The following is a 19667-nucleotide window of genomic DNA, read 5'->3' as shown; positions in this document are numbered from 1 at the left end:
ATCGCTGGCGGCATGCGCCAGAACTCAACGGGGGAAGAAACGCGTGTTATGAATACGAATAACGAGGAGACCTTTTATCAGGCGATGCGCCGCAAAGGCGTGAGCAGACGCAGTTTTCTCAAATATTGTAGCCTCGCGGCTACATCGCTGGGGTTGGGAGCCGGAATGACGCCCAGAATTGCCTGGGCGCTGGAGAACAAACCCCGGATCCCGGTAGTCTGGATCCACGGGCTGGAATGCACCTGCTGCACCGAATCATTTATCCGCTCCTCTCACCCACTTGCCAAAGACGTCATCCTCTCCCTGATTTCCCTCGATTACGACGACACCTTGATGGCCGCCGCCGGAACGCAGGCCGAAGAGGTATTTGAAGACATTCTGAGCCGCTACCACGGCCGATATATTCTGGCAGTCGAAGGTAATCCTCCACTGGGCGAGCAAGGGATGTTTTGCATCAGTAGCGGGCGCCCTTTTATTGAAAAACTAAAACGAGCCGCGGCAGGTGCCAGCGCGATTATCGCCTGGGGAACCTGCGCCTCCTGGGGCTGCGTACAGGCTGCCCGGCCTAACCCCACCCAGGCGACACCAATCGATAAGGTGATCACCGATAAGCCGATCGTGAAAGTGCCCGGCTGCCCGCCGATTCCGGATGTCATGAGCGCCATCATTACCTACCTGGTGACGTTTGACAGGCTGCCTGAACTCGACCGTCTTGGGCGTCCGCTGATGTTCTATGGTCAGCGTATCCACGACAAATGCTACCGCCGCGCCCACTTTGATGCCGGGGAATTCGTTGAGAGTTGGGACGATGACGCCGCTCGCAAAGGCTATTGCCTGTACAAAATGGGCTGCAAAGGGCCAACCACCTATAACGCCTGCTCCACCACCCGCTGGAATGGCGGCGTTTCCTTCCCCATCCAGTCCGGGCACGGTTGTCTGGGATGTTCGGAGAACGGCTTCTGGGATCGCGGTTCGTTCTACAGCCGCGTGGTCGATATTCCACAGATGGGAACGCATTCAACCGCCGATACCGTGGGCCTCACCGCGCTTGGCGTCGTGGCGGCCGGTGTCGGCGTCCACGCGGTCGCCAGCGCCGTCAATCAACACAACCGCCACAAACAGCAATTAAAAGACGCCGGACAACAGTCGCCAGACCATAAGGATAAACAGGCATGAGCAATTCGTATCAAACCCAGGGATATACGGTCAATAATGCCGGTCGCCGCCTGGTTGTCGACCCCATCACGCGCATTGAAGGCCATATGCGTTGTGAAGTGAACATTAATGAGCAGAACATCATCACCAACGCGGTTTCCTGCGGCACCATGTTCCGCGGGCTGGAGATCATTCTACAGGGGCGCGACCCGCGCGATGCCTGGGCATTTGTCGAACGAATTTGCGGAGTGTGCACCGGCGTACATGCGCTCGCCTCGGTCTATGCCATTGAAGATGCTATTGGCATCAAGGTGCCCGACAACGCCAACATCATTCGCAATATTATGCTGGCGACGCTGTGGTGCCACGACCATCTGGTGCACTTTTACCAGTTAGCCGGAATGGACTGGATTGACGTGCTGAATGCCCTGAAAGCAGACCCGCGCGCCACATCGCAGTTGGCACAAAGCCTTTCAGCCTGGCCGATGTCTTCTCCAGGCTACTTCTTTGACGTTCAAAATCGCCTGAAGAAATTTGTCGAAGGCGGTCAGTTGGGGATTTTCCGCAACGGTTATTGGGGACATCCGCAGTACAAGCTGTCGCCAGAGGCCAACCTGATGGGCTTTGCCCACTATCTGGAAGCGCTCGATTTTCAGCGCGAGATCATCAAAATCCATACGGTGTTTGGCGGTAAGAATCCGCATCCGAACTGGATTGTCGGCGGGATGCCGTGCGCTATCAATATCGATCAGAGCGGCGCGGTAGGCGCAGTCGATATGGAACGCCTGAACCTGGTGCAGTCGATCATCACCCGCACCGCCGACTTCATCAACAACGTCATGGTGCCTGACGCGCTGGCTATCGGCCAGTTCAATAAACCCTGGAGCCAGATTGGCACCGGGCTTTCTGATAAGTGCGTCTTAAGCTACGGCGCGTTCCCGGATATCGCCAATGACTTCAGCGCGAAGAGCCTGTTGATGCCTGGCGGTGCGGTGATTAACGGTGATTTTAACAACGTCATGCCGGTGGACCTGGACGATCAGCAGCAAATTCAGGAGTTTGTCGATCATGCCTGGTATCGTTATCCGGACGATCAATTAGGTCGTCATCCGTTCGAAGGGATTACTGAACCCTGGTATAACCCGGGCGATGTCAAAGGCAGCGATACCGATATCAAGCAGCTCAACGAACAGGAACGCTATTCGTGGATTAAAGCCCCGCGCTGGCGGGGACACGCTATGGAAGTTGGGCCGCTGGCACGTACGCTGATTGCCTATCACAAAGGGGATGCCGCCACGATTGAATCCGTGGATCGCATGATGTCTGCCCTCAAGCTGCCGCTGTCGGGTATGCAATCAACGCTGGGACGTATTCTGTGTCGCGCGCACGAAGCGCAGTGGGCCGTGAGCAAGCTGCAATATTTCTTCGACAAGCTGATGACCAACCTGAAAAACGGCAATCTGGCTACCGCAAATACCGAAAAGTGGGAGCCTGAAAGCTGGCCGCAGCACTGTCGCGGGATCGGTTTTACCGAAGCGCCGCGCGGAGCATTAGGCCACTGGGCATCGATTCGCGACCAGAAGATCGACCTGTATCAATGCGTGGTGCCGACCACCTGGAATGCCAGCCCGCGCGATCCAAAGGGACAAATTGGCGCTTACGAGGCGGCGCTGATGGGCACCCAAATGGCGATACCGGATCAACCGCTGGAGATCCTGCGCACCTTGCACAGCTTCGACCCCTGCCTGGCATGTTCAACCCACGTACTCGGCGACGACGGTAGCGAACTTATCGCCGTCCAGGTTCGCTAAGCGTTAAGGAACGGAACGATGACTGGAAAAACATCCCCACGCGTCGGGGAGGCGCGTGATACCGCCACCAGCCACTATGTGTTTGAAGCGCCAGTACGCTTGTGGCACTGGCTGACGGTGGGCTGCATGTTGGTGTTGATGGTGACCGGATACTTCATTGGCCGACCGCTGCCGTCGGTCAGCGGTGAGGCCACTTATCTGTTCTACATGGGCGACATCCGGCTGGTGCATTTCGCCGCCGCCATGGTATTCACGGTGATACTGCTGATGCGCATTTACTGGGCCTTCGTCGGTAACCGCTATTCACGCGAACTGTTTATCGTGCCGGTCTGGCGACGCAGCTGGTGGCAGGGTGCGTATTCTGTGGTGCGTTGGTATCTGTTTCTGGAAAAAAAACCGGGAGATGATATCGGTCATAACCCCATCGCGCAGGCGGCGATGTGCGGTTATTTCCTGCTTTCCGTTTTTATGATCCTCACCGGTTTTGCCTTATACAGCGAACATAGCCAGTACGCCATTTTTACCCCTTTCCGCTATGTGACGGAGTTTTTCTACTGGACCGGCGGGAACTCTCTCGATATCCACAGCTGGCATCGGTTAGGGATGTGGTTCATCGCCGCCTTCATCGTAGGCCATGTGTATATGGCGATTCGTGAGGACATCATGTCTGACGAGACCGTCATCTCAACCATGATTAACGGCTTTCGTAGCCATAAATTTCCCAAAGGCCAGCACGATAAGGAGGCGTCATGAGCGAACCTAACGTCATCGTGATGGGCTTAGGCAACCTGCTGTGGGCAGATGAAGGGTTTGGTATTCGCCTCGCTGAGCGCCTGTACGCCCATTATCACTGGCCAGAATCGGTAGAGATTGTTGACGGCGGCACGCAGGGACTGAATCTGCTGGGCTACGTTGAGCAGGCCAGCCATTTGCTGCTGCTTGACGCCATCGACTACGGGCTCGCACCAGGCACCCTGCAAACTTACGCCGGAGACAAAGTCCCGAGTTACCTCAGCGCCAAAAAAATGAGTCTGCATCAGAACAGCTTCTCTGAAGTGCTGGCTCTGGCGGATATTCGCGGCCATCTCCCCGCGCACATCGCTCTGGTGGGACTACAACCGGTACAGCTGGACGACTATGGCGGCAGCCTGACCGACATCGCGCGCGCTCAGCTCCCGGCGGCAGAACAGGCCGCGCTTACGCAACTGGCCGCGTGGGGCATTGCGCCACAAACAAGCGATGAAACACGTTGCCTGAACTATGACTGTCTGTCGATGGAAAACTATGAAGGCGTGCGTATTCGCCAGTATCGCGTAACGCTGGAGAGATAATTAACATGTTGAATGACCAACCGTTTTCTGCGCTATGGCAGCGAATGCTGGCCAGGGGCTGGCAACCTCTGAGCGCATCTGAACTGGATGACTGGGTAACCCGTGTGCGCGATGGCGTGGTCCTGCTCAGTAGCGATCCCCGCCGTACACCGGAAGTCAGCGATAACCCGGTCATGATTGCCGAGTTGCTCCGCGAGTTTCCCCAGTTTGAGTGGCACATCGCCATGGCGGATCTTGAACACAGCGAGGCGATCGGCGATCGCTTTGGCGTGTTCCGTTTTCCGGCTACCCTGGTATTTACCCAAGGCGAGCTGCGCGGCATTCTCAGCGGTATCCACCCGTGGGCCGACCTGCTCAACCTGATGCGTCCCCTCGTTGAACAACGTATACCGCCGGAGTCTGCATGATGAGCGATTCCTTTTTTCATCTGCTGGGACCGGGAACGCAGCCGGGCGATGACAGCTTCAGCATGAATCCCTTGCCCCTCACCTGCCAGGTCAACAGCGACCCCAGCATGGCAACACTGGAAAACTGTCCGCACAGCCCGGCGGTAATGTCATTGTTAGCCGATGTGCGCCACCAGCTCGCCCGGAGAATTCCCGCTAAACAGGACGTACTGGGATGGGATTTATCCGCGCTCAATGCAGACGATCTTACCTTTCTGAATACGCTGCTCGGCGAAGGCGAAGTTTCCGTGCGCATCCAGCATGCTGACGGCAGGGCGAGCGAGATTCAGGAGTCGATTTTCTGCGGCATCTGGCGGGTGCGTAGTCAGAATAACAAGGGGCAATGGCAGGAACATCTGGAAGCAGGCAGTGCGCCACGGGCGCTGTGGCAGGCGGCAACAATCAATACGCTGCCGGACGATAGCCTGCTGCCTCCGCCTATAGATGGGTTGATGAATGGCCTGACGCTGGCCCAGGAACTGCTGGCGCACGTGCGCGATCCGGCCACACTTCCCCATAGCATTAACCTCACCCAACTGCCGATTAGCGACGCGGATCGCCTGTTCCTCGCCCGCCTGTGCGGCAAAGGGCACATTCAGATCCGCACCATCGGCTACGGCGAGAGCCAAATCGACGCCACGGCGCTGCGCCATGTCTGGCATGTTCGCTGTCTGGATACCCTGAAAGGGCTTCTGCTTGAAAGTTATGAGATCTGTCCGTTGCCGGAACTGGTGTTGGCCGCACCGGAAGATCTGCTCGACTCGCTCGAGCGCCTGGATGAAGTCTGCGGCTGGCTGGCATCCGGCCCGCCTGCCTGATCCCCCTCTTTAGACCCGCGTACTTTTCTACTGCGGGTCTGGCGTTTTCTTCCTTACCTATTCACTCTCTAATGCCTGATGGAGTTAGCATGTGGGACGTCATTGACCTATCGCGCTGGCAGTTTGCGCTGACCGCGCTGTACCATTTTCTGTTTGTTCCCCTGACGCTGGGGCTGATTTTTTTGCTGGCCATCATGGAAACCCTGTTCGTGGTGACCGGCAAAACAGTCTACCGCGACATGACGCGTTTCTGGGGAAAGCTATTCGGTATTAACTTTGCGCTCGGCGTGGCAACCGGCCTGACCATGGAGTTTCAGTTCGGTACGAACTGGTCGCTCTATTCCAACTATGTGGGTGATATTTTCGGTGCCCCGCTGGCGATGGAAGCCTTGATGGCCTTCTTTCTTGAATCCACCTTCGTGGGACTGTTCTTCTTCGGCTGGCAGCGCTTAAACAAGTATCAGCATTTACTGGTGACCTGGCTGGTCGCGTTTGGCTCTAACATCTCGGCCCTGTGGATCCTCAACGCCAACGGCTGGATGCAATATCCAACAGGCGCTCACTTTAATATTGATACCCTGCGCATGGAGATGAGCAGCTTTAGCGAGCTGGTCTTTAACCCCGTCAGCCAGGTGAAATTTGTGCATACCGTGATGTCCGGTTATGTCACCGGCGCCATGTTTGTGATGTCCATTAGCGCCTGGTATCTGCTGCGCGGTCGCAATCGCGAGTTCGCCCGGCGCTCCTTCGCGGTGGGTTCCGTCTTTGGCACGCTGGCTATCCTCGGCACTCTACAACTGGGTGATAGCTCAGCCTATGAGGTCGCCCAGCTCCAGCCGGTAAAACTGGCGGCAATGGAAGGCGAATGGCAAACCGAACCGGCCCCCGCGCCCTTTCATGTCATTGCCTGGCCGCAGCAGGAGCAAGAGCGTAACGCCTTTGCCGTAAAAATACCGGCCCTGCTGGGTATCCTTGCGACCCACTCTTTAGATACGCCGGTTCCGGGGCTGAAAAACCTGATGGCGGACGCGCTCCCCCGTCTGCAGCGAGGCCGGGAAGCGTGGTTGCTGATGCAGGAAATTGCCAAAGGTAACCGCACGCCTCAGGTACTGAACGCTTTTCACGCTGTGGAGAAAGATCTGGGTTACGGCATCCTGCTGGCGAACTACGCGCCTGACATGAACCACGTTACACCAGCGCAATATCAGGCCGCGCAACGCGGCGCTATCCCGCAGGTGGCCCCCGTGTTCTGGAGCTTTCGCATCATGATTGCATGCGGTTCACTGCTGCTGCTGGTGATGGCGATTGCGCTGATACAAACCTTACGCTGGCGTATCGACCAGCATCGCTGGGTACTGCGCATGACGCTGTGGAGCCTGCCGCTCCCGTGGATTGCCATCGAAGCTGGCTGGTTTATGACGGAGTTTGGCCGCCAGCCATGGGCAATTCAGGATATTTTGCCGACCTGGTACGCCCACTCCGCGTTAAGCGCAGGTCAGCTGGCCTTCTCGATGGGGCTAATTCTCACGCTTTACACCCTGTTTTTAATTGCTGAAGTCTACCTGATGCAGAAATACGCGCGCCTTGGCCCAGATGCAATGCATAACCAGCAACCAGCGCAACAACAGGGATAAAGGAGACAATTATGTTGGATTATGAAACGTTGCGGCTCATTTGGTGGCTGCTGATTGGCATCATTCTGGTGGCCTTTATGGTCACTGACGGGTTTGATATGGGGGTCGGCTGCCTGTTGCCGCTGATCGCGCGTAACGATGATGAGCGTCGGGTGTTAATCAATAGCGTCGGGGCGCACTGGGAAGGTAACCAGGTGTGGCTCATTCTGGCGGGCGGTGCATTATTCGCGGCCTGGCCGCGGGTCTATGCCGCCGCATTTTCGGGGTTTTATGTGGCGATGATCCTGGTGCTGTGCGCCCTTTTCTTTCGCCCGTTGGCCTTTGATTATCGCGGCAAAATAGCCAATGCACGCTGGCGTGCTATGTGGGACACCGGGTTGGTTATCGGGAGCCTGGTCCCTCCTGTTATCTTCGGCGTCGCGATCGGCAACCTGTTCTTGGGCGTGCCTTTTATCTTCACACCACAGCTTCATGTGCAATACCTGGGCACCTTCTGGCAGTTACTCTCACCCTTTGCCCTGCTGTGCGGCGCATTAAGCCTGATGCTGGTTATTCTGCAAGGGGGCGTGTGGCTCCAGTTGAAGACCGACGGCATTCTTCATCAACGCGCGCTCTCTGCTACCCGTCGCAGCGCGATGCTGGTCGTGCTCTGCTTTCTGTTAGCCGGTTACTGGCTATGGACGGGGATCGATGGCTATGTGTTGCTTAGCCAGGATCCTAATGGTCCCTCCAACCCGCTATTAAAAATGGTAACTACCTCACCGGGCGCGTGGATGGCGCACTTTTATCAGTCACCACTGCTGTTAATTATTCCGCTGCTTGGCATGATTTTCCCGATGCTCGCGATCTATGCCTGCGGGCAACGTCGGGCCGTATGGGGATTTTTGTGCGCTTCACTGACCCAGGCCTGCGTGATCTTCACCGCCGGAATCACCCTGTTTCCGTTTGTGATGCCTTCAAGCGCGTATCCGCTCTCCAGCCTGACGGTGTGGGACAGTACCTCCAGCCAGATGACGCTCAGTATCATGCTGGCTATTGTGCTGATTTTTCTACCGATCGTTCTGCTTTATACCGTGTGGAGTTATTACAAAATGCTGGGACGAATCAATGTAGAAACGATCCGCCGCCACAATCACGAACTTTACTAGGGAGGACCGTAAGATGTGGTATCTGTTTTGGTTTGTCGGCATTCTGCTGATGTGCGCACTCTCCACGCTGGCGCTGGTCTGGCTGGAGTCGCGGCAGAAATAATTCTGCGCGTACGCTACGCTTTCTGGCTCCCCGGTTTATTCGGGGAGCTTTTTTATCCCCTTTCCATCAGCTCGCCAAGGCGCCTAATCTGCCGCCCCTGGTGATCGAAATTACGTTCATCGAGCCACAGATCGTAGGCTGGTCGAAGTGTCGGGTACTCACCGTCAATGATTGAGTACCATGCGGTATCTCGATTACGACCCCGCGTGACGACAGCCTGACGAAATATGCCTTCAAAACTGAAGCCAAAGCGCTCCGCCGCCCCACGGGAAGGCGCATTGAAGGCATCACATTTCCATTCAAAACGGCGATAGCCCAGATCCTCAAAAACGTACTTTAAAAGCAATGAGATGACTTCCGTTGAGATTCGCGAACGTTTCATGCGTACGGAGTAGGAAACATGGCCAACCTCGATCACGCCATTTGCGGGATCAATCCGCATAAGAGCAAACGTACCAACAGGTTTCATACTGGTTAAATCGATCACGGCAAAATGCATCGGATCTGTCTGTTCTTCCGCCTTTTTTAAATAAACCTGGAAGGCATCAAAAGTTTCAAAAGGTCCGACCGCCAGATATGTCCAGTCACGACAATCGCTTGCTTCGCAGTACGCTTCATACAACTCTTTTGCATGGCGTTTGGCGTTAATGCGTTCAAGCTTACAATAGCGACCTGTAATTTGCTGAGCCTGTGGAAAGGGTGCGCCTTTCCAGTCAGACAAAGTCATACCTACGGGTTGTTGGAATTGATTAAAGACGCCCGGCATATCTGTACCCCTTACAAAACAGAACTAAACCAGCGCAGGGTATGATCAAACTGAGCGGCCCAAAAGAACCACAATGCGTGTTTTTAACGGATCCACACTATTTAATTGTACAAAAAGCAGGCTCTGCATTTTTACACGTAGCGAAAGAAACGTATTTACTGCATTAATGCTAATAGCGGAATAAATTATAATTTAAATAACCTGAGCCAAACGGCGAATCCCATCAACAATTGCCTCTACCGGATGATTTGCAAAACCAATCAAAATCCCCTGTCGTGAGACATCGCTCTGGTAATAACGACTTAGTGATAGTATTCCCATCCCTAGTAATCTGGCTTGCTCCTCAACTTCATTTCCGGTTAATCCGTTTTGTAGCCAGCACACAATATGGACGCCAGAGTCAGAAGGCTGCACAATCATTTTATCAGCCAGGTATTCTTGAATAGCATTCACCAGCGCAGTTCTTCTTTCATAGCATGCCTTACGAATTCGGCGCACATGACTGGCATAGTGACCATCCTCTATAAAACTCGCCATCACAGCCTGCTCAAGATAACTGGTGCCAAGATCGGAGAAATATTTCGTCACCATAATCTGTTCTTGTAAACCCGGCGGGACAACTAAAAAACCTAAACGAAATTCCGGGTACATCATTTTAGAAAATGTTCCGGCGTAGATTACGCGTTGATTCTGATCTAATCCTTGCAGGGCTTGTAAAGAACGGTCGGCATAACGGAACTCGCTATTATAGTCATCTTCAAATATCCAGGCCTGATTCGACTTCGCCCATTCCAGCAACTCAAAACGTCGGGATAAACTCAACGTTCCACTTAATGGATATTGATCCGACGGGACGACATAGGCCAGCTTAGCGTCAGGAAAATGATCAATACCATAGCGGACGTTCATTCCTTCGCTATCTACCGGTACCGGCCTCACCATCGCGCCAACAGACATGAAGGCTCCGCGGGCGCCTTTGTAACCCGGGTCGTCCAGCCAAACGTCACTTCCTGCCGACAGCAATGCTCGTGCAGTAATGTTCAATGCCTGTTGAATGCCATTTACGATGATTATTTGATCTTCGTTACAGTTCACTCCACGCGTTGTTTTAATGTAGCGGCAAACCGCTTTTCTCAAAGGAAGGTACCCGCAAGGATGAGTGTGAGCCCCCAGTTGATGCCGGGATTGTCTCCAGACACGTTGCAGTAGCTTTCCCCATAACGCATGCGGAAAGAGATCCGTACACCCGACACCAACCGCAAATAGGCGGTTCATGCCGCGCCCTTCATACTCATTTGACCATAAATCGCGAACAGGATTATTTCGGCTATGAACCTGTTCACCAGGCGAGACGACGTCCCCCGACGCCATCTTTGGATAGATATTGCTGATACTCCGATCCGGAATATTATGTGAGACATATGTTCCAGACCCTTTACGGGTCAGGATATACCCTTCATCTAATAGCCTGTCATAACCGGCGAGCGCTGAGTTTCGTGAAATTGACATCATCTCGGACAATGCCCTGGTTGACGGCATTTTTGTTCCTGGCGGCAATCGCCCTTCGAGGATGTGATCGCGGAGGATGTGGTAAACCTGCTCCTTAACCGCGCCTTTTCCTAAAACAAATCCTTGAAATAAAGGCGCATTGTTTTTCTTCATTGTATTAACCTTTATACTAAAAGTGGATCCTATCAATATATCGAAAGTGTCTCTTTACGAGAATTTATAAAGCTCTTAGTATCATCATACTAACACATTACTCGCACAAAATATCAGGATATATATGATTAACATGAATGCCGTTACTATTGAAAGTGCAGAACAAAAAGACTACGCCAGCTGGCTTCCTTTATGGATAAACTATCAAACATTTTACCGCACTATAATTCCAGATAAAGTAACAAAATTAACGTGGGAGCGTTTCCTTACCCCGAGCGAACCTGTTTATTGTGCTGTGGCCAAATATAATGGGAAAATAGTGGGGCTGGTTCATTATCTCTTTCACCGCTCAACCTGGGCAGAATCAAATTATTGCTATCTCGAAGATTTATTTGTTAGCGAAGATGTACGCGGTCAACACATCGGTAAACAACTTATCGAGTATGTCCAACAACAAGCCAAAAAACACCACGCGTCAAGATTATACTGGCATACGCATGAAACCAATCTCCGTGGACAACGTCTGTATGACTGGGTGGCCAAAAAGAGCGGGATGATCGAATATCAAATGTAAGGATAATAATACTCAGGAGAGTATTTAATTATTCAGTACTAAAAATAAACCTCTGAGTAGATATACTCAGAGGATGTCTCGGTGACAAATCCCCCCAACCTGAATAAGATAAGGAAAAAAACCAGCGATAAGCAAATTCTTAAGAATCAAAAAGGTAAAGAGCCAGCATGGCAACGATAAAGGATGTTGCAGAGTTAGCGGGAGTGTCCACCGCAACAGTTTCACGTGTTATTAATCAAACCGCATGGGTTGAACCCGTGACGCGTGAGCGTGTTGAAAAAGCCATGCGCGAACTGAACTATCATCGCAATGCCGCCGCAATTGCATTAGCGAAACGCAGCGGTGACATGCTCGGGTTATTGACCGGCAACCTTGCCGATCCCTTTTTTGCCAGGCTTGCCCGAGGCGTGGAAGAAGTATCACGCCAGCAGCAATTTCGGCTGATGGTATGCAGCGGTGGCCACGATGAAGGAATGGAAAAATCAGGACTCGATTTTCTGATAAACCAGGGCTGTGAAGCTATTGTGGTCCATGCCAGTAGACTGTCTGAAAAGGAACTGTTGAGATATGCCGCTCATTTTCCTGCCATGGTGGTCGTGAACCGCTATATTGCCGGGATGGCCAATCGCTGCGTGTGGCTGGAAAATAGTCAAGCAGCTAAAACAGCCACGTTACACCTCCTGGAACAAGGGCACCGTTGTATTGCCTGCGTGACAAGTGACTTACCGATTATCGATCGCCGTGAACGGCTGGAAGGCTATCGCCAGGCGCTGGCTGAATATGGCATTACGCCAGATAAAAACTGGGTGATTAGCGTGCCCTTCAATGAAGAGGGTGGCGAACGCGCTGCACATCAGCTGCTTAATTGCGGTATTCCTTTCACCGCAGCGGTGACGTTCAATGATGTGATGGCCGCAGGGATTATGCGCATCCTCCATCAGCAGGGAATTACACTTCCGCAACAGCTTTCAATCGTTGGGTTCGATGATGTGGTGATGGCCCGCTATCTCTACCCTGCACTCACAACAATGCATTATCCCGTTGAGCGCATGGCTCGCTGCGCTTCGCAGCTGGCGATACAGCTTTTTAAGGGCGCAACCCAGCGTCCCAGCGTGAATAGTTTCACTGCGGATTTAGTGATCCGCGATTCTGTTCTTCCCCCCTCTCTCTGAAATCAATGCGTAAATCGTCAAGCCCCTGAATTGTGACCGACTTCAAGTTTAACGTCTTCATGTAATCGCTTACATGAGGGCCAATGAGCGATCACAGTCAGGCAAAAGGGTGTTCTCTACTCTTGAGCGACCTTACAGACTGGAGATTCATGAATGAATGCCTCTCAAAATCAGAAAAAAACACTCTCATTTGGACTGGCAGTGATCCCTATTTTAGCCATGCTACTGCTGCTAATTATTGGCTACGGCATCATGGGGCTACGTATTGAGCCCTTGTTGCTATGTTCTGCTGCAGTCGCCGCGGGCATGGCCTGGTGGCAAGGGTATTGCTGGGAAGACATCATTAATTCGGTAGTTGATAAACTCGCCAAAGCAATGCCGGTGATCATGATTCTTATCTGTGTCGGCGGCCTGATTGGTACATGGATGTTCAGCGGCACCATCCCTTACATGGTGTACTGGGGACTTAAACTCATCAGCCCCGAATACATTCTTATCGCCGCCTTCTTTTTGACCAGCGTCGTATCGGTGTGTACCGGAACCTCCTGGGGTTCCGCCGGAACGGTTGGCGTAGCATTGATGGGCGTTGCCGCCGGACTGGATGTTTCGATGGCAGCAGCGGCAGGTGCCGTTGTTTCTGGCGCTTACTTCGGTGACAAGATATCGCCGCTGTCAGACTCCACCAACTTTGCGGCCATTGTTGCAGATACCACCCTTTTCGAGCATATCCAGCACTTATTGTGGACCACTATTCCCAGCTTTCTGCTTGCCGCCGTGGTTTATCTTATTGCCGGCCACAGCAATATGCTCGGCGAGGTCGCCACGCCACAACGGGTTACCGATATTGTCAACGCTCTGGAGTCGCTATACCACTTCAATATCATTCTGATTTTGCCGCCGGTTATTGTGTTGTGGGGCGCGATTCGTAAAAAGCCGGTCATTCCTTTAATGCTGAGTGCATGCGTATTAGCCCTGATTCTGGGCGTTGTCATGCAAGGACTCAGCATCAAGCAGGGACTGGATGCCTTTATAGACGGGTTCAACATTACTATGTTCCCGCAAGGGAGTGAGGGCATTATTGCTGATGTTCCGCGCCTGCTAAACCGTGGCGGAATGTTCTCAATGATGAGCACTATCCTTCTGGTATTTTGCGCATTCTCTTTTGCCGGTGCCTTAACGTTAACGGGCGCACTCAACATTATCATTAACCGCTTACTGACGGTCATTCACAGTGTCGGTCAGTTAATTGCGGCAACCATTGGTACCACCCTTCTGGTGACCGGAGCGACAAGCGACGGCAAGCTGGCTCTTCTGGTTCCAGCTGAATTGTTTAAAGACGCATACCGTCGTATGGGACTGGATACCAAAAATCTGTCCCGCACCATTGAAGACGCTGGCACCGTCATCGAGCCGTTGTTGCCGTGGACCGCCGCCGGAGTTTATATGGCCACGACATTAGGAGTGAGCACGCTGGATTTATTGCCATGGGCGATTCAGTGCTATGCCGCAATCTTCTTCGCCTTGATTTACGGTTTCACGGGAATCGGTATTGCGAAGGCGCCATCAGTGACAGAAACAGAAAAAAATATTACGGCAACAGAATAGGGAGAGCATGCTATGGATTTTAATAAGATTATCGATCGCCACGATACCGCCTCACTGAAATGGGACTTTATGGCGCGATATTTCGGCGAGGATACACATCAACTGTTGCCAATGTGGGTGTCTGATTTTGACTTTACTTGCCCACCCGCTGTTCAGGAGGCGTTAACTCACCGCGTCGGGCACGGTATTTTTGGTTACAGCGAACGGCCACAAAGCTACTTTGATTCATTAATCTCATGGCTCTCAACCCGGCATCAGCTGGAAATCAAGCAAGAGTGGATCTGCAGTATTGAAGGTGTTGTTCCGGGATTATCGCTACTCGTACAAATGCTGAGTCAACCAGGTGAAGGCGTGGTCGTTCAGGGGCCTTATTATGGTTCATTCGCTAAAATTATCTCTCTGAACGGCAGACAGCTGCTGGAAAATCCGTTGAATGAGGACCCGGCTACCGGTTATCAAATGGATTTTGCTCACCTGGAAATGTTATTCCGGACTGAACGTCCGCCGTTGATGATTTTATGTAATCCGCATAATCCAACCGGTCGTTGTTGGACTGCACCAGAACTGGAACAGCTACTTACGCTATGCGAGACCTATGATGTGACGTTGCTGTCTGATGAGATATGGGCAGATTTATTGCTTCCTGGAGAACAATTTACTTCAGTTCTGCATCTGGGAGAACGCTGGCATTCGCGTGTAATTTCAGCTACTTCAGCCAGTAAAACGTTTGGTTTGTCGACATTGCGTATTGCTAATTTTCTGATACCGGCACCGGCATTGCGTGAACACTTTTTACGCCGTCTGGATGCGCATGGACTGGATGTATTCAATGCACTATCCGTCGAGGCGAGTATGGCTGCATGGCAACATGGTGCGCCATGGTTAGACGAGTTACTTGGCTATCTGGCTGAAAATCGACGCTGGTTTATTCAACAAATTGATGAATATCTCCCATGGGCTCGGGTTGTTCCTTCCCAGGCAACGTATCTACTGTGGATAGATTGCAAAGCGCTTGGACTGGATGATGAGCAGCTCAAATGGGTAATGCTTGATGTTGCCGGTATTGCGCCTTCAATGGGAAATGGCTTTGGTCCTGCTGGAAATGGTTTTATCCGCCTGAACATGGGATGTCCACGCGCCTACCTCGAAAAAGCGGTAGAGGGCTTAAAGCGTATTGCATTTACATCCTGCTGAATCTGCTCAGTAAACGAATCGGCCCTGGCACAGGGCCGCTCGATATTATCAGCCATTTCGACGAGGCCTGATTAACGGGCTCTGAACTACCAACCAAGAATGGCGATGCGGAGAACGTGGTGCAGGTTACCCGGAAAATAATATGCGAGCTGAAAACCGCAGTAAACGGGGTTTGCATCGATTTCGGTAGACCTGGGAAGAGTTTGAAATGGTGCCGATAATAGGAGTCGAACCTACGACCTTCGCATTACGAATGCGCTGCTCTACCAACTGAGCTATATCGGCCCTGATAAGGACATGCCCACGAATGTGAACACGGGGTAGAAGGTTAAAACTAACCGGGCGATGCGTCAATGGCCTTGCGAATCAAACGCCTATTTTTGCATCATCCGCATTCAATTACGCACAAATCGTGTCGTCACAGGCTTCCTGGTACGCGGCAAGGGAATTCTATAACCAGCGGCGAACACGCTGCTCATAGCGTATCCATTCCGGCCCGAAATGTTTTCGTAGTTGTTCCTCTTCAAAATCAATATGTAATCTGGCAACCACCAGCATAAACAGCGGTGCAGCCAATATTCCAATCAAGCTACCGACGTAAAGAGCAAAAGCTAACTGAAGTCCACTCATTCCAAGATAGATTGGATTGCGGCTCCAGGCGTAACATCCGTCAGTAACAAGCGTGGTCGATTTCTCTGCATGCAGTGGGTTTAGCGTCGTACGTTTCTTCCGCATCTGCCACGCGGTATGCAGTATCATCGCCAGACTGACGCTAGCCAACAATGCACTTATCACGATAGTCACCGCGCCAAATGTGAAACGCGGTATCGCCGTCAACGCATCCGCGATGAGGAATAATAACAGGATGAGAGGTGGTGGAAGCCAGACTCTTAATTTTGTCAGAAAAGGACGCATGGCTACGGGCAAACCTCAGTACCTGTTTGATTAACGCTGATATCACTATAAATACCCCGTTTAAGATACATAAACAAACGGTGCACACCTCACTATAGGACTTTTTACTTAATCAGACAGACAGGCAGCGATGCAAAGACGCCCATACCATAGGCGTCTGCCCCTGGTGTTCAGGAAAAAATCATGCTGCAGGCTATGTCAGCTCAGAGCACATACTCGTTTAAAGGTTTTACCCTTCATATGTAATAACCGTGTCAAAAAGGAATTACGTAGATAAAGGTGAATCCGACGCTGATTCAAACAAATCTACTGACTGCTGGTAATACCGGATAAAATCATTAAATGTCACTGGGGGTAGAAACTGATACCCCTGCAGATAGTCAACATTATTTTTTCCCAGCCATTGTTGCTGATAGTCATTTTCAACACCCTCTGCCACCGTACGTAACCCCAGAAGTCCTGAAAGGTGAGTAATTGACTCGAGCATAGGGATATATTGATCAACCTCTTTAATTTCCTTAATGAAGCTTTTATCAATTTTGATTACATCCAGGTCTAACTCATTGAGATAGCAGAGATTAGCGTATCCAGTACCAAAATCATCCAAAGCGAACAAAACACCTTTATTTCGCAACGAGCGAATAAGTTCTTTGATTGCAGGAGTAATCGTGAACGTCTGGTTCTCTGTTATCTCTATCATCAATTTTATCGGAAGACCTTGCGTTATCTCCATAAAATTAAGGCATTCCCAATAGAATACAGGATTATTTAAACCTGACGGACTGACATTAAAAGAAACGAACAGAGTTTTATTAATACTCGCGCCTCCAGAGACCAGATTGCGCGCAACAGCGGTCATTAAATAGCTAGTTAACTCATTGATTAAACCACTTTTTTCAGCCAATGGAATAAACTCTCGCTGAGAAATAGCATAGTTATGTCCCTGTGGCCAACGAGCCAATACCTCAACTCCACAAACGTCGCTCCTGATATTCACGATGGGCTGAAAATAAGGAATGATTTCCTCATTCCTTATTGCCATACTCAGTCTACTAGTATCCGAAACATCATATGCGTCAGTGTAAACCGCATCCCCATTCACATTATTATTGATTATAGAACCTTCATTTAATAAATTATTTCGGGTTAAAAAGATAACAGTTTCATTAAAATTGGAAAAGCCGAGGCGAGCAGTAATTTTATCCCGATATCGATACACTGACTTAATTGTTAGCGAATTAGCAATACAGAAATCATGCAGTTTTTCTTTTGTGAATGATGAATACAGCATTTCTTCTTCAAATTCAGTCAAGTTAAAAGTAAACATCGGTGAATCTTTATTGACTTCCACAACTTTGTTAGGTGCCAATAAACTCTCTTTTAATTGAGCGATCAACTGCTCCGACAATTCCCCCCCATTGATAAAGGAATATTCTTCATATCCCCGATTAACTGGCAGGGTTTCGCACATCCGCAGAACAATACAGTGTATGTTGATGAACTGTGTACTGTTTCTCTGAAGCCATTTTTTGACCAATAATAATGGCAACCGGTTATCGATCACCAGCAAGCAGGACGGATATCGTGACATAACTGACTGCGTGCCAGAAATAAATGTCCGTGCATCGATCAATACCAGATTTGGTAACCATGCTTTTAATCCTGAAAAAAGGAAAGTATCATAACTGAGAAGAAAAATTTTTTTCGTATTCATAGTTATCACCAACTTAAATTTATGGCATAGCAGGTCCCTCGCTCTATTCACGAGAGAATATACAACACCTTCGACCTCCAATAATCACAAGGCGGTTCGTGATATAAATTTATCCATAAGCCATATCACGTAAATTTAGAATTTATAATCACAGTTATCCATATGAGTATTCCCATCACATCGTAAGTTCCATTTAATAATTGAAAAAGAAAAAACTCCATTTCTTAATCAGTACAAATCCCTTTACTCACTTTCACTTCATTACAAAACAAAAAACTATAAATACAAAATTTACAAAACATATAACTACAATGACTAACAGAATGACATATTAACGTAGTTTATGCTGACCGACAAACTAAGAGAGGATGTCGTAGATCTTGTATTCATAAACATTCCGGCAATATGCACGACATATTGTTTCATCGACTCTAAACTTAATGCTACGTTTTATAAAGCTAGTGACAGTATAGGTCCAATATATAATCTGGGCATATTGGCTCAGACCCAACACCTCTAATGATTAATTTTTGAGCAACCATGACCCACGGGTAAATATTTCTGTAACGCTACGATAAATTTCCGGTTTTTTGTTTTCAACTCACTACTATGCCAGGTTTCCCCCGGTAACACATAACGCATGGTGGCTTCATCATCAGTTGAGTGACACCCCTGGTGTACGATAATTTTGAAAAAAGTATTCCCTGTGTTTTTCAACGTCCCGTTTATCTCATCAATGGTGTAGGCCAGGTTCATTTTCCTCGGACGAACGACCAATATGGTATCCATAGCGATCACCGGGAGAGCCTGTCCGCCTTTCCCTAGATTACGTTCGGTAAACAGCGTTATCGGCATTTCACGAAACAGTATTCGGTAATAGCGTTCTTTATCATCCTGCGGGCCACGATAGAAAATCTTAAAAAACTCACTTGCCTGCGGTGCCAGTGAAAAACTGAGCGGAGTAAACAAAAGTTCGCCTTCGGCAATAGCACTTCTGTTTTCACCTCCCGGTCCCGGTTTATCTATTTTAATTGCGCTAATACTGTACACGTTCTGTTTCTGGCTATCGTTATAGATTCTTTTACTGATAAATGATTTATCCGATGGCATCTCATAAATAGTCGACTCCAGGTAGACGGCCTGAGCAGAGAACACCGTCAGCCCGGAAAGCAAGACCAATATCCATCTTAGCGCCAAACGACAGTGGCTCATGGCGTCACTCCCACCCAATTCGCCGTCACTTTTATCTCTCCGCTGGCACTGACAACACCTTCCCAATCCGCACCAGAAACGGTCAACATCGAACGCGAATCATTCATTGGGAAAAGCAATTTTAAATCAGTCGCAAAGTAGCTTCCATCATCTGTATTATTTGCGTCCCAGGGCGTCTGTTGCCATTGCGCATCTCTCATGCTGATCGCCGCTTCACTACAGCTATTTCGTTTCTGTACCACGCCACCCGACTGACTGTTGTACTGAAGAAAGGCGGGAATTGGGACAGCTAACCCACCTTGCGTAGAGGTGAACAGGCAATAAGGCACTGAATCGCCACGGATAATCTAGACACTTCCGAGCCGTTGATAATACTGGTTTTCATATTCTGTCGGTGACATCTGTTC

18 protein-coding genes, 1 tRNA gene and 1 pseudogene are annotated in these 19667 nt (G+C 50.4%); 13 read left to right on the top strand and 7 right to left on the bottom strand.

Annotated features, from left to right (window positions below; translation table 11 throughout):
• The first annotated feature begins 48 nt into the window (after positions 1-48).
• From hyaA to cbdX, 9 genes are all read left to right on the top strand, one after another.
• Positions 49-1176, top strand: a complete 1128-nt coding sequence (gene hyaA, locus OGY37_RS15770) for a hydrogenase 1 small subunit (RefSeq protein ID WP_286621201.1) — start codon at positions 49-51, stop codon at positions 1174-1176.
• Entirely contained in the window at positions 1173-2966 is a 1794-nt protein-coding gene (hyaB, locus tag OGY37_RS15765; RefSeq protein WP_032942453.1) for a Ni/Fe-hydrogenase large subunit, read from the top strand. Before hyaA ends, hyaB begins: the two co-directional genes overlap by 4 nt.
• Before the next feature lie 18 nt (positions 2967-2984).
• Positions 2985-3719, top strand: coding sequence for a Ni/Fe-hydrogenase b-type cytochrome subunit (gene hyaC, locus OGY37_RS15760; RefSeq protein WP_032942451.1), 735 nt, complete (start codon positions 2985-2987; stop codon positions 3717-3719).
• Positions 3716-4297, top strand: coding sequence for a hydrogenase 1 maturation protease (gene hyaD, locus OGY37_RS15755; protein WP_063941954.1), 582 nt, complete (start codon positions 3716-3718; stop codon positions 4295-4297). The genes hyaC and hyaD overlap by 4 nt, the downstream gene beginning before the upstream one ends.
• Before the next feature lie 5 nt (positions 4298-4302).
• Positions 4303-4704: a hydrogenase-1 operon protein HyaE gene (gene hyaE, locus OGY37_RS15750; RefSeq protein WP_286621199.1), complete on the top strand. Its 402-nt coding sequence runs from the start codon at positions 4303-4305 to the stop codon at positions 4702-4704.
• Positions 4704-5561, top strand: coding sequence for a hydrogenase expression/formation protein (locus OGY37_RS15745; RefSeq protein ID WP_286621286.1), 858 nt, complete (start codon positions 4704-4706; stop codon positions 5559-5561). Before hyaE ends, OGY37_RS15745 begins: the two co-directional genes overlap by 1 nt.
• 89 nt (positions 5562-5650) lie before the next feature.
• Entirely contained in the window at positions 5651-7195 is a 1545-nt protein-coding gene (appC, locus tag OGY37_RS15740; RefSeq protein ID WP_148362394.1) for a cytochrome bd-II oxidase subunit 1, read from the top strand.
• Positions 7196-7206: 11 nt separating this feature from the next.
• A complete protein-coding gene (gene appB, locus OGY37_RS15735; RefSeq protein ID WP_286621197.1) occupies positions 7207-8343 on the top strand; it encodes a cytochrome d ubiquinol oxidase subunit II in 1137 nt (378 codons plus the stop codon).
• Between the two features lie 13 nt (positions 8344-8356).
• Positions 8357-8446, top strand: a complete 90-nt coding sequence (gene cbdX / locus OGY37_RS15730) for a cytochrome bd-II oxidase subunit CbdX (RefSeq protein ID WP_003830863.1) — start codon at positions 8357-8359, stop codon at positions 8444-8446.
• A gap of 52 nt (positions 8447-8498) precedes the next feature.
• Here the strand turns inward: cbdX and OGY37_RS15725 are convergent, their stop codons facing one another.
• The gene (locus tag OGY37_RS15725; protein ID WP_286546169.1) at positions 8499-9212 is read right to left on the bottom strand and encodes a GNAT family N-acetyltransferase; all 714 of its coding nucleotides are present in this window, start codon (positions 9210-9212) and stop codon (positions 8499-8501) included.
• Positions 9213-9404: 192 nt separating this feature from the next.
• Entirely contained in the window at positions 9405-10874 is a 1470-nt protein-coding gene (pdxR, locus tag OGY37_RS15720) for a MocR-like pyridoxine biosynthesis transcription factor PdxR (RefSeq protein WP_286621195.1), read from the bottom strand.
• A 124-nt stretch (positions 10875-10998) separates the two neighbouring features.
• Between pdxR and OGY37_RS15715 the strand changes: the two genes are divergently transcribed.
• The 4 genes from OGY37_RS15715 to OGY37_RS15700 all read left to right on the top strand — a co-directional run bounded on the left by OGY37_RS15715 (position 10999) and on the right by OGY37_RS15700 (position 15419).
• Positions 10999-11448, top strand: a complete 450-nt coding sequence (locus OGY37_RS15715; RefSeq protein WP_174785083.1) for a GNAT family N-acetyltransferase — start codon at positions 10999-11001, stop codon at positions 11446-11448.
• Between the two features lie 167 nt (positions 11449-11615).
• Positions 11616-12620, top strand: coding sequence for a LacI family DNA-binding transcriptional regulator (locus OGY37_RS15710; RefSeq protein ID WP_008783828.1), 1005 nt, complete (start codon positions 11616-11618; stop codon positions 12618-12620).
• A 153-nt stretch (positions 12621-12773) separates the two neighbouring features.
• Complete coding sequence (gene nhaC, locus OGY37_RS15705) at positions 12774-14225, top strand: Na+/H+ antiporter NhaC (RefSeq protein WP_181509423.1); 1452 nt, start codon at positions 12774-12776, stop codon at positions 14223-14225.
• A gap of 12 nt (positions 14226-14237) precedes the next feature.
• Complete coding sequence (locus tag OGY37_RS15700; RefSeq protein WP_286621194.1) at positions 14238-15419, top strand: MalY/PatB family protein; 1182 nt, start codon at positions 14238-14240, stop codon at positions 15417-15419.
• A 209-nt stretch (positions 15420-15628) separates the two neighbouring features.
• Here OGY37_RS15700 and OGY37_RS15695 read toward each other — a convergent pair.
• The 5 genes and pseudogenes from OGY37_RS15695 to OGY37_RS15675 all read right to left on the bottom strand — a co-directional run.
• Positions 15629-15704, bottom strand: a tRNA-Thr gene (locus OGY37_RS15695).
• Between the two features lie 165 nt (positions 15705-15869).
• Positions 15870-16334, bottom strand: a complete 465-nt coding sequence (locus OGY37_RS15690) for a methyltransferase family protein (RefSeq protein ID WP_126319142.1) — start codon at positions 16332-16334, stop codon at positions 15870-15872.
• A 265-nt stretch (positions 16335-16599) separates the two neighbouring features.
• Complete coding sequence (locus OGY37_RS15685) at positions 16600-18048, bottom strand: EAL domain-containing protein (protein ID WP_286621192.1); 1449 nt, start codon at positions 18046-18048, stop codon at positions 16600-16602.
• 516 nt (positions 18049-18564) lie between these two features.
• Positions 18565-19260, bottom strand: a complete 696-nt coding sequence (locus OGY37_RS15680; RefSeq protein WP_286621190.1) for a fimbrial biogenesis chaperone — start codon at positions 19258-19260, stop codon at positions 18565-18567.
• Positions 19257-19595, bottom strand: a pseudogene (locus OGY37_RS15675) (fimbrial adhesin EcpD family protein); the annotation flags it as partial. The gene OGY37_RS15680 and the pseudogene OGY37_RS15675, both read right to left, overlap by 4 nt.
• Positions 19596-19667 lie beyond the last annotated feature (72 nt).

The organism is Citrobacter sp. Cpo030 (assembly GCF_030333005.1).
Lineage (GTDB): Bacteria > Pseudomonadota > Gammaproteobacteria > Enterobacterales > Enterobacteriaceae > Citrobacter > Citrobacter portucalensis.
This window is presented reverse-complemented; position numbering and strand designations above follow the sequence as displayed.

Excerpts from the sequence above, each read along its gene's own strand:
- appB (WP_286621197.1), top strand. The coding sequence starts at position 7,207 with ATGTTGGATTATGAAACGTTGCGGCTCATTTGGTGGCTGCTGATTGGC.
- appC (WP_148362394.1), top strand. The coding sequence starts at position 5,651 with ATGTGGGACGTCATTGACCTATCGCGCTGGCAGTTTGCGCTGACCGCG.
- OGY37_RS15710 (WP_008783828.1), top strand. The coding sequence starts at position 11,616 with ATGGCAACGATAAAGGATGTTGCAGAGTTAGCGGGAGTGTCCACCGCA.
- cbdX (WP_003830863.1), top strand. The coding sequence starts at position 8,357 with ATGTGGTATCTGTTTTGGTTTGTCGGCATTCTGCTGATGTGCGCACTC.
- OGY37_RS15745 (WP_286621286.1), top strand. The coding sequence starts at position 4,704 with ATGAGCGATTCCTTTTTTCATCTGCTGGGACCGGGAACGCAGCCGGGC.
- OGY37_RS15685 (WP_286621192.1), bottom strand. The coding sequence starts at position 18,048 with ATGAATACGAAAAAAATTTTTCTTCTCAGTTATGATACTTTCCTTTTT.
- hyaD (WP_063941954.1), top strand. The coding sequence starts at position 3,716 with ATGAGCGAACCTAACGTCATCGTGATGGGCTTAGGCAACCTGCTGTGG.
- pdxR (WP_286621195.1), bottom strand. The coding sequence starts at position 10,874 with ATGAAGAAAAACAATGCGCCTTTATTTCAAGGATTTGTTTTAGGAAAA.
- OGY37_RS15725 (WP_286546169.1), bottom strand. The coding sequence starts at position 9,212 with ATGCCGGGCGTCTTTAATCAATTCCAACAACCCGTAGGTATGACTTTG.
- OGY37_RS15680 (WP_286621190.1), bottom strand. The coding sequence starts at position 19,260 with ATGAGCCACTGTCGTTTGGCGCTAAGATGGATATTGGTCTTGCTTTCC.
- hyaC (WP_032942451.1), top strand. The coding sequence starts at position 2,985 with ATGACTGGAAAAACATCCCCACGCGTCGGGGAGGCGCGTGATACCGCC.
- nhaC (WP_181509423.1), top strand. The coding sequence starts at position 12,774 with ATGAATGCCTCTCAAAATCAGAAAAAAACACTCTCATTTGGACTGGCA.
- hyaA (WP_286621201.1), top strand. The coding sequence starts at position 49 with ATGAATACGAATAACGAGGAGACCTTTTATCAGGCGATGCGCCGCAAA.
- OGY37_RS15700 (WP_286621194.1), top strand. The coding sequence starts at position 14,238 with ATGGATTTTAATAAGATTATCGATCGCCACGATACCGCCTCACTGAAA.
- OGY37_RS15690 (WP_126319142.1), bottom strand. The coding sequence starts at position 16,334 with ATGCGTCCTTTTCTGACAAAATTAAGAGTCTGGCTTCCACCACCTCTC.
- hyaE (WP_286621199.1), top strand. The coding sequence starts at position 4,303 with ATGTTGAATGACCAACCGTTTTCTGCGCTATGGCAGCGAATGCTGGCC.
- OGY37_RS15715 (WP_174785083.1), top strand. The coding sequence starts at position 10,999 with ATGATTAACATGAATGCCGTTACTATTGAAAGTGCAGAACAAAAAGAC.
- hyaB (WP_032942453.1), top strand. The coding sequence starts at position 1,173 with ATGAGCAATTCGTATCAAACCCAGGGATATACGGTCAATAATGCCGGT.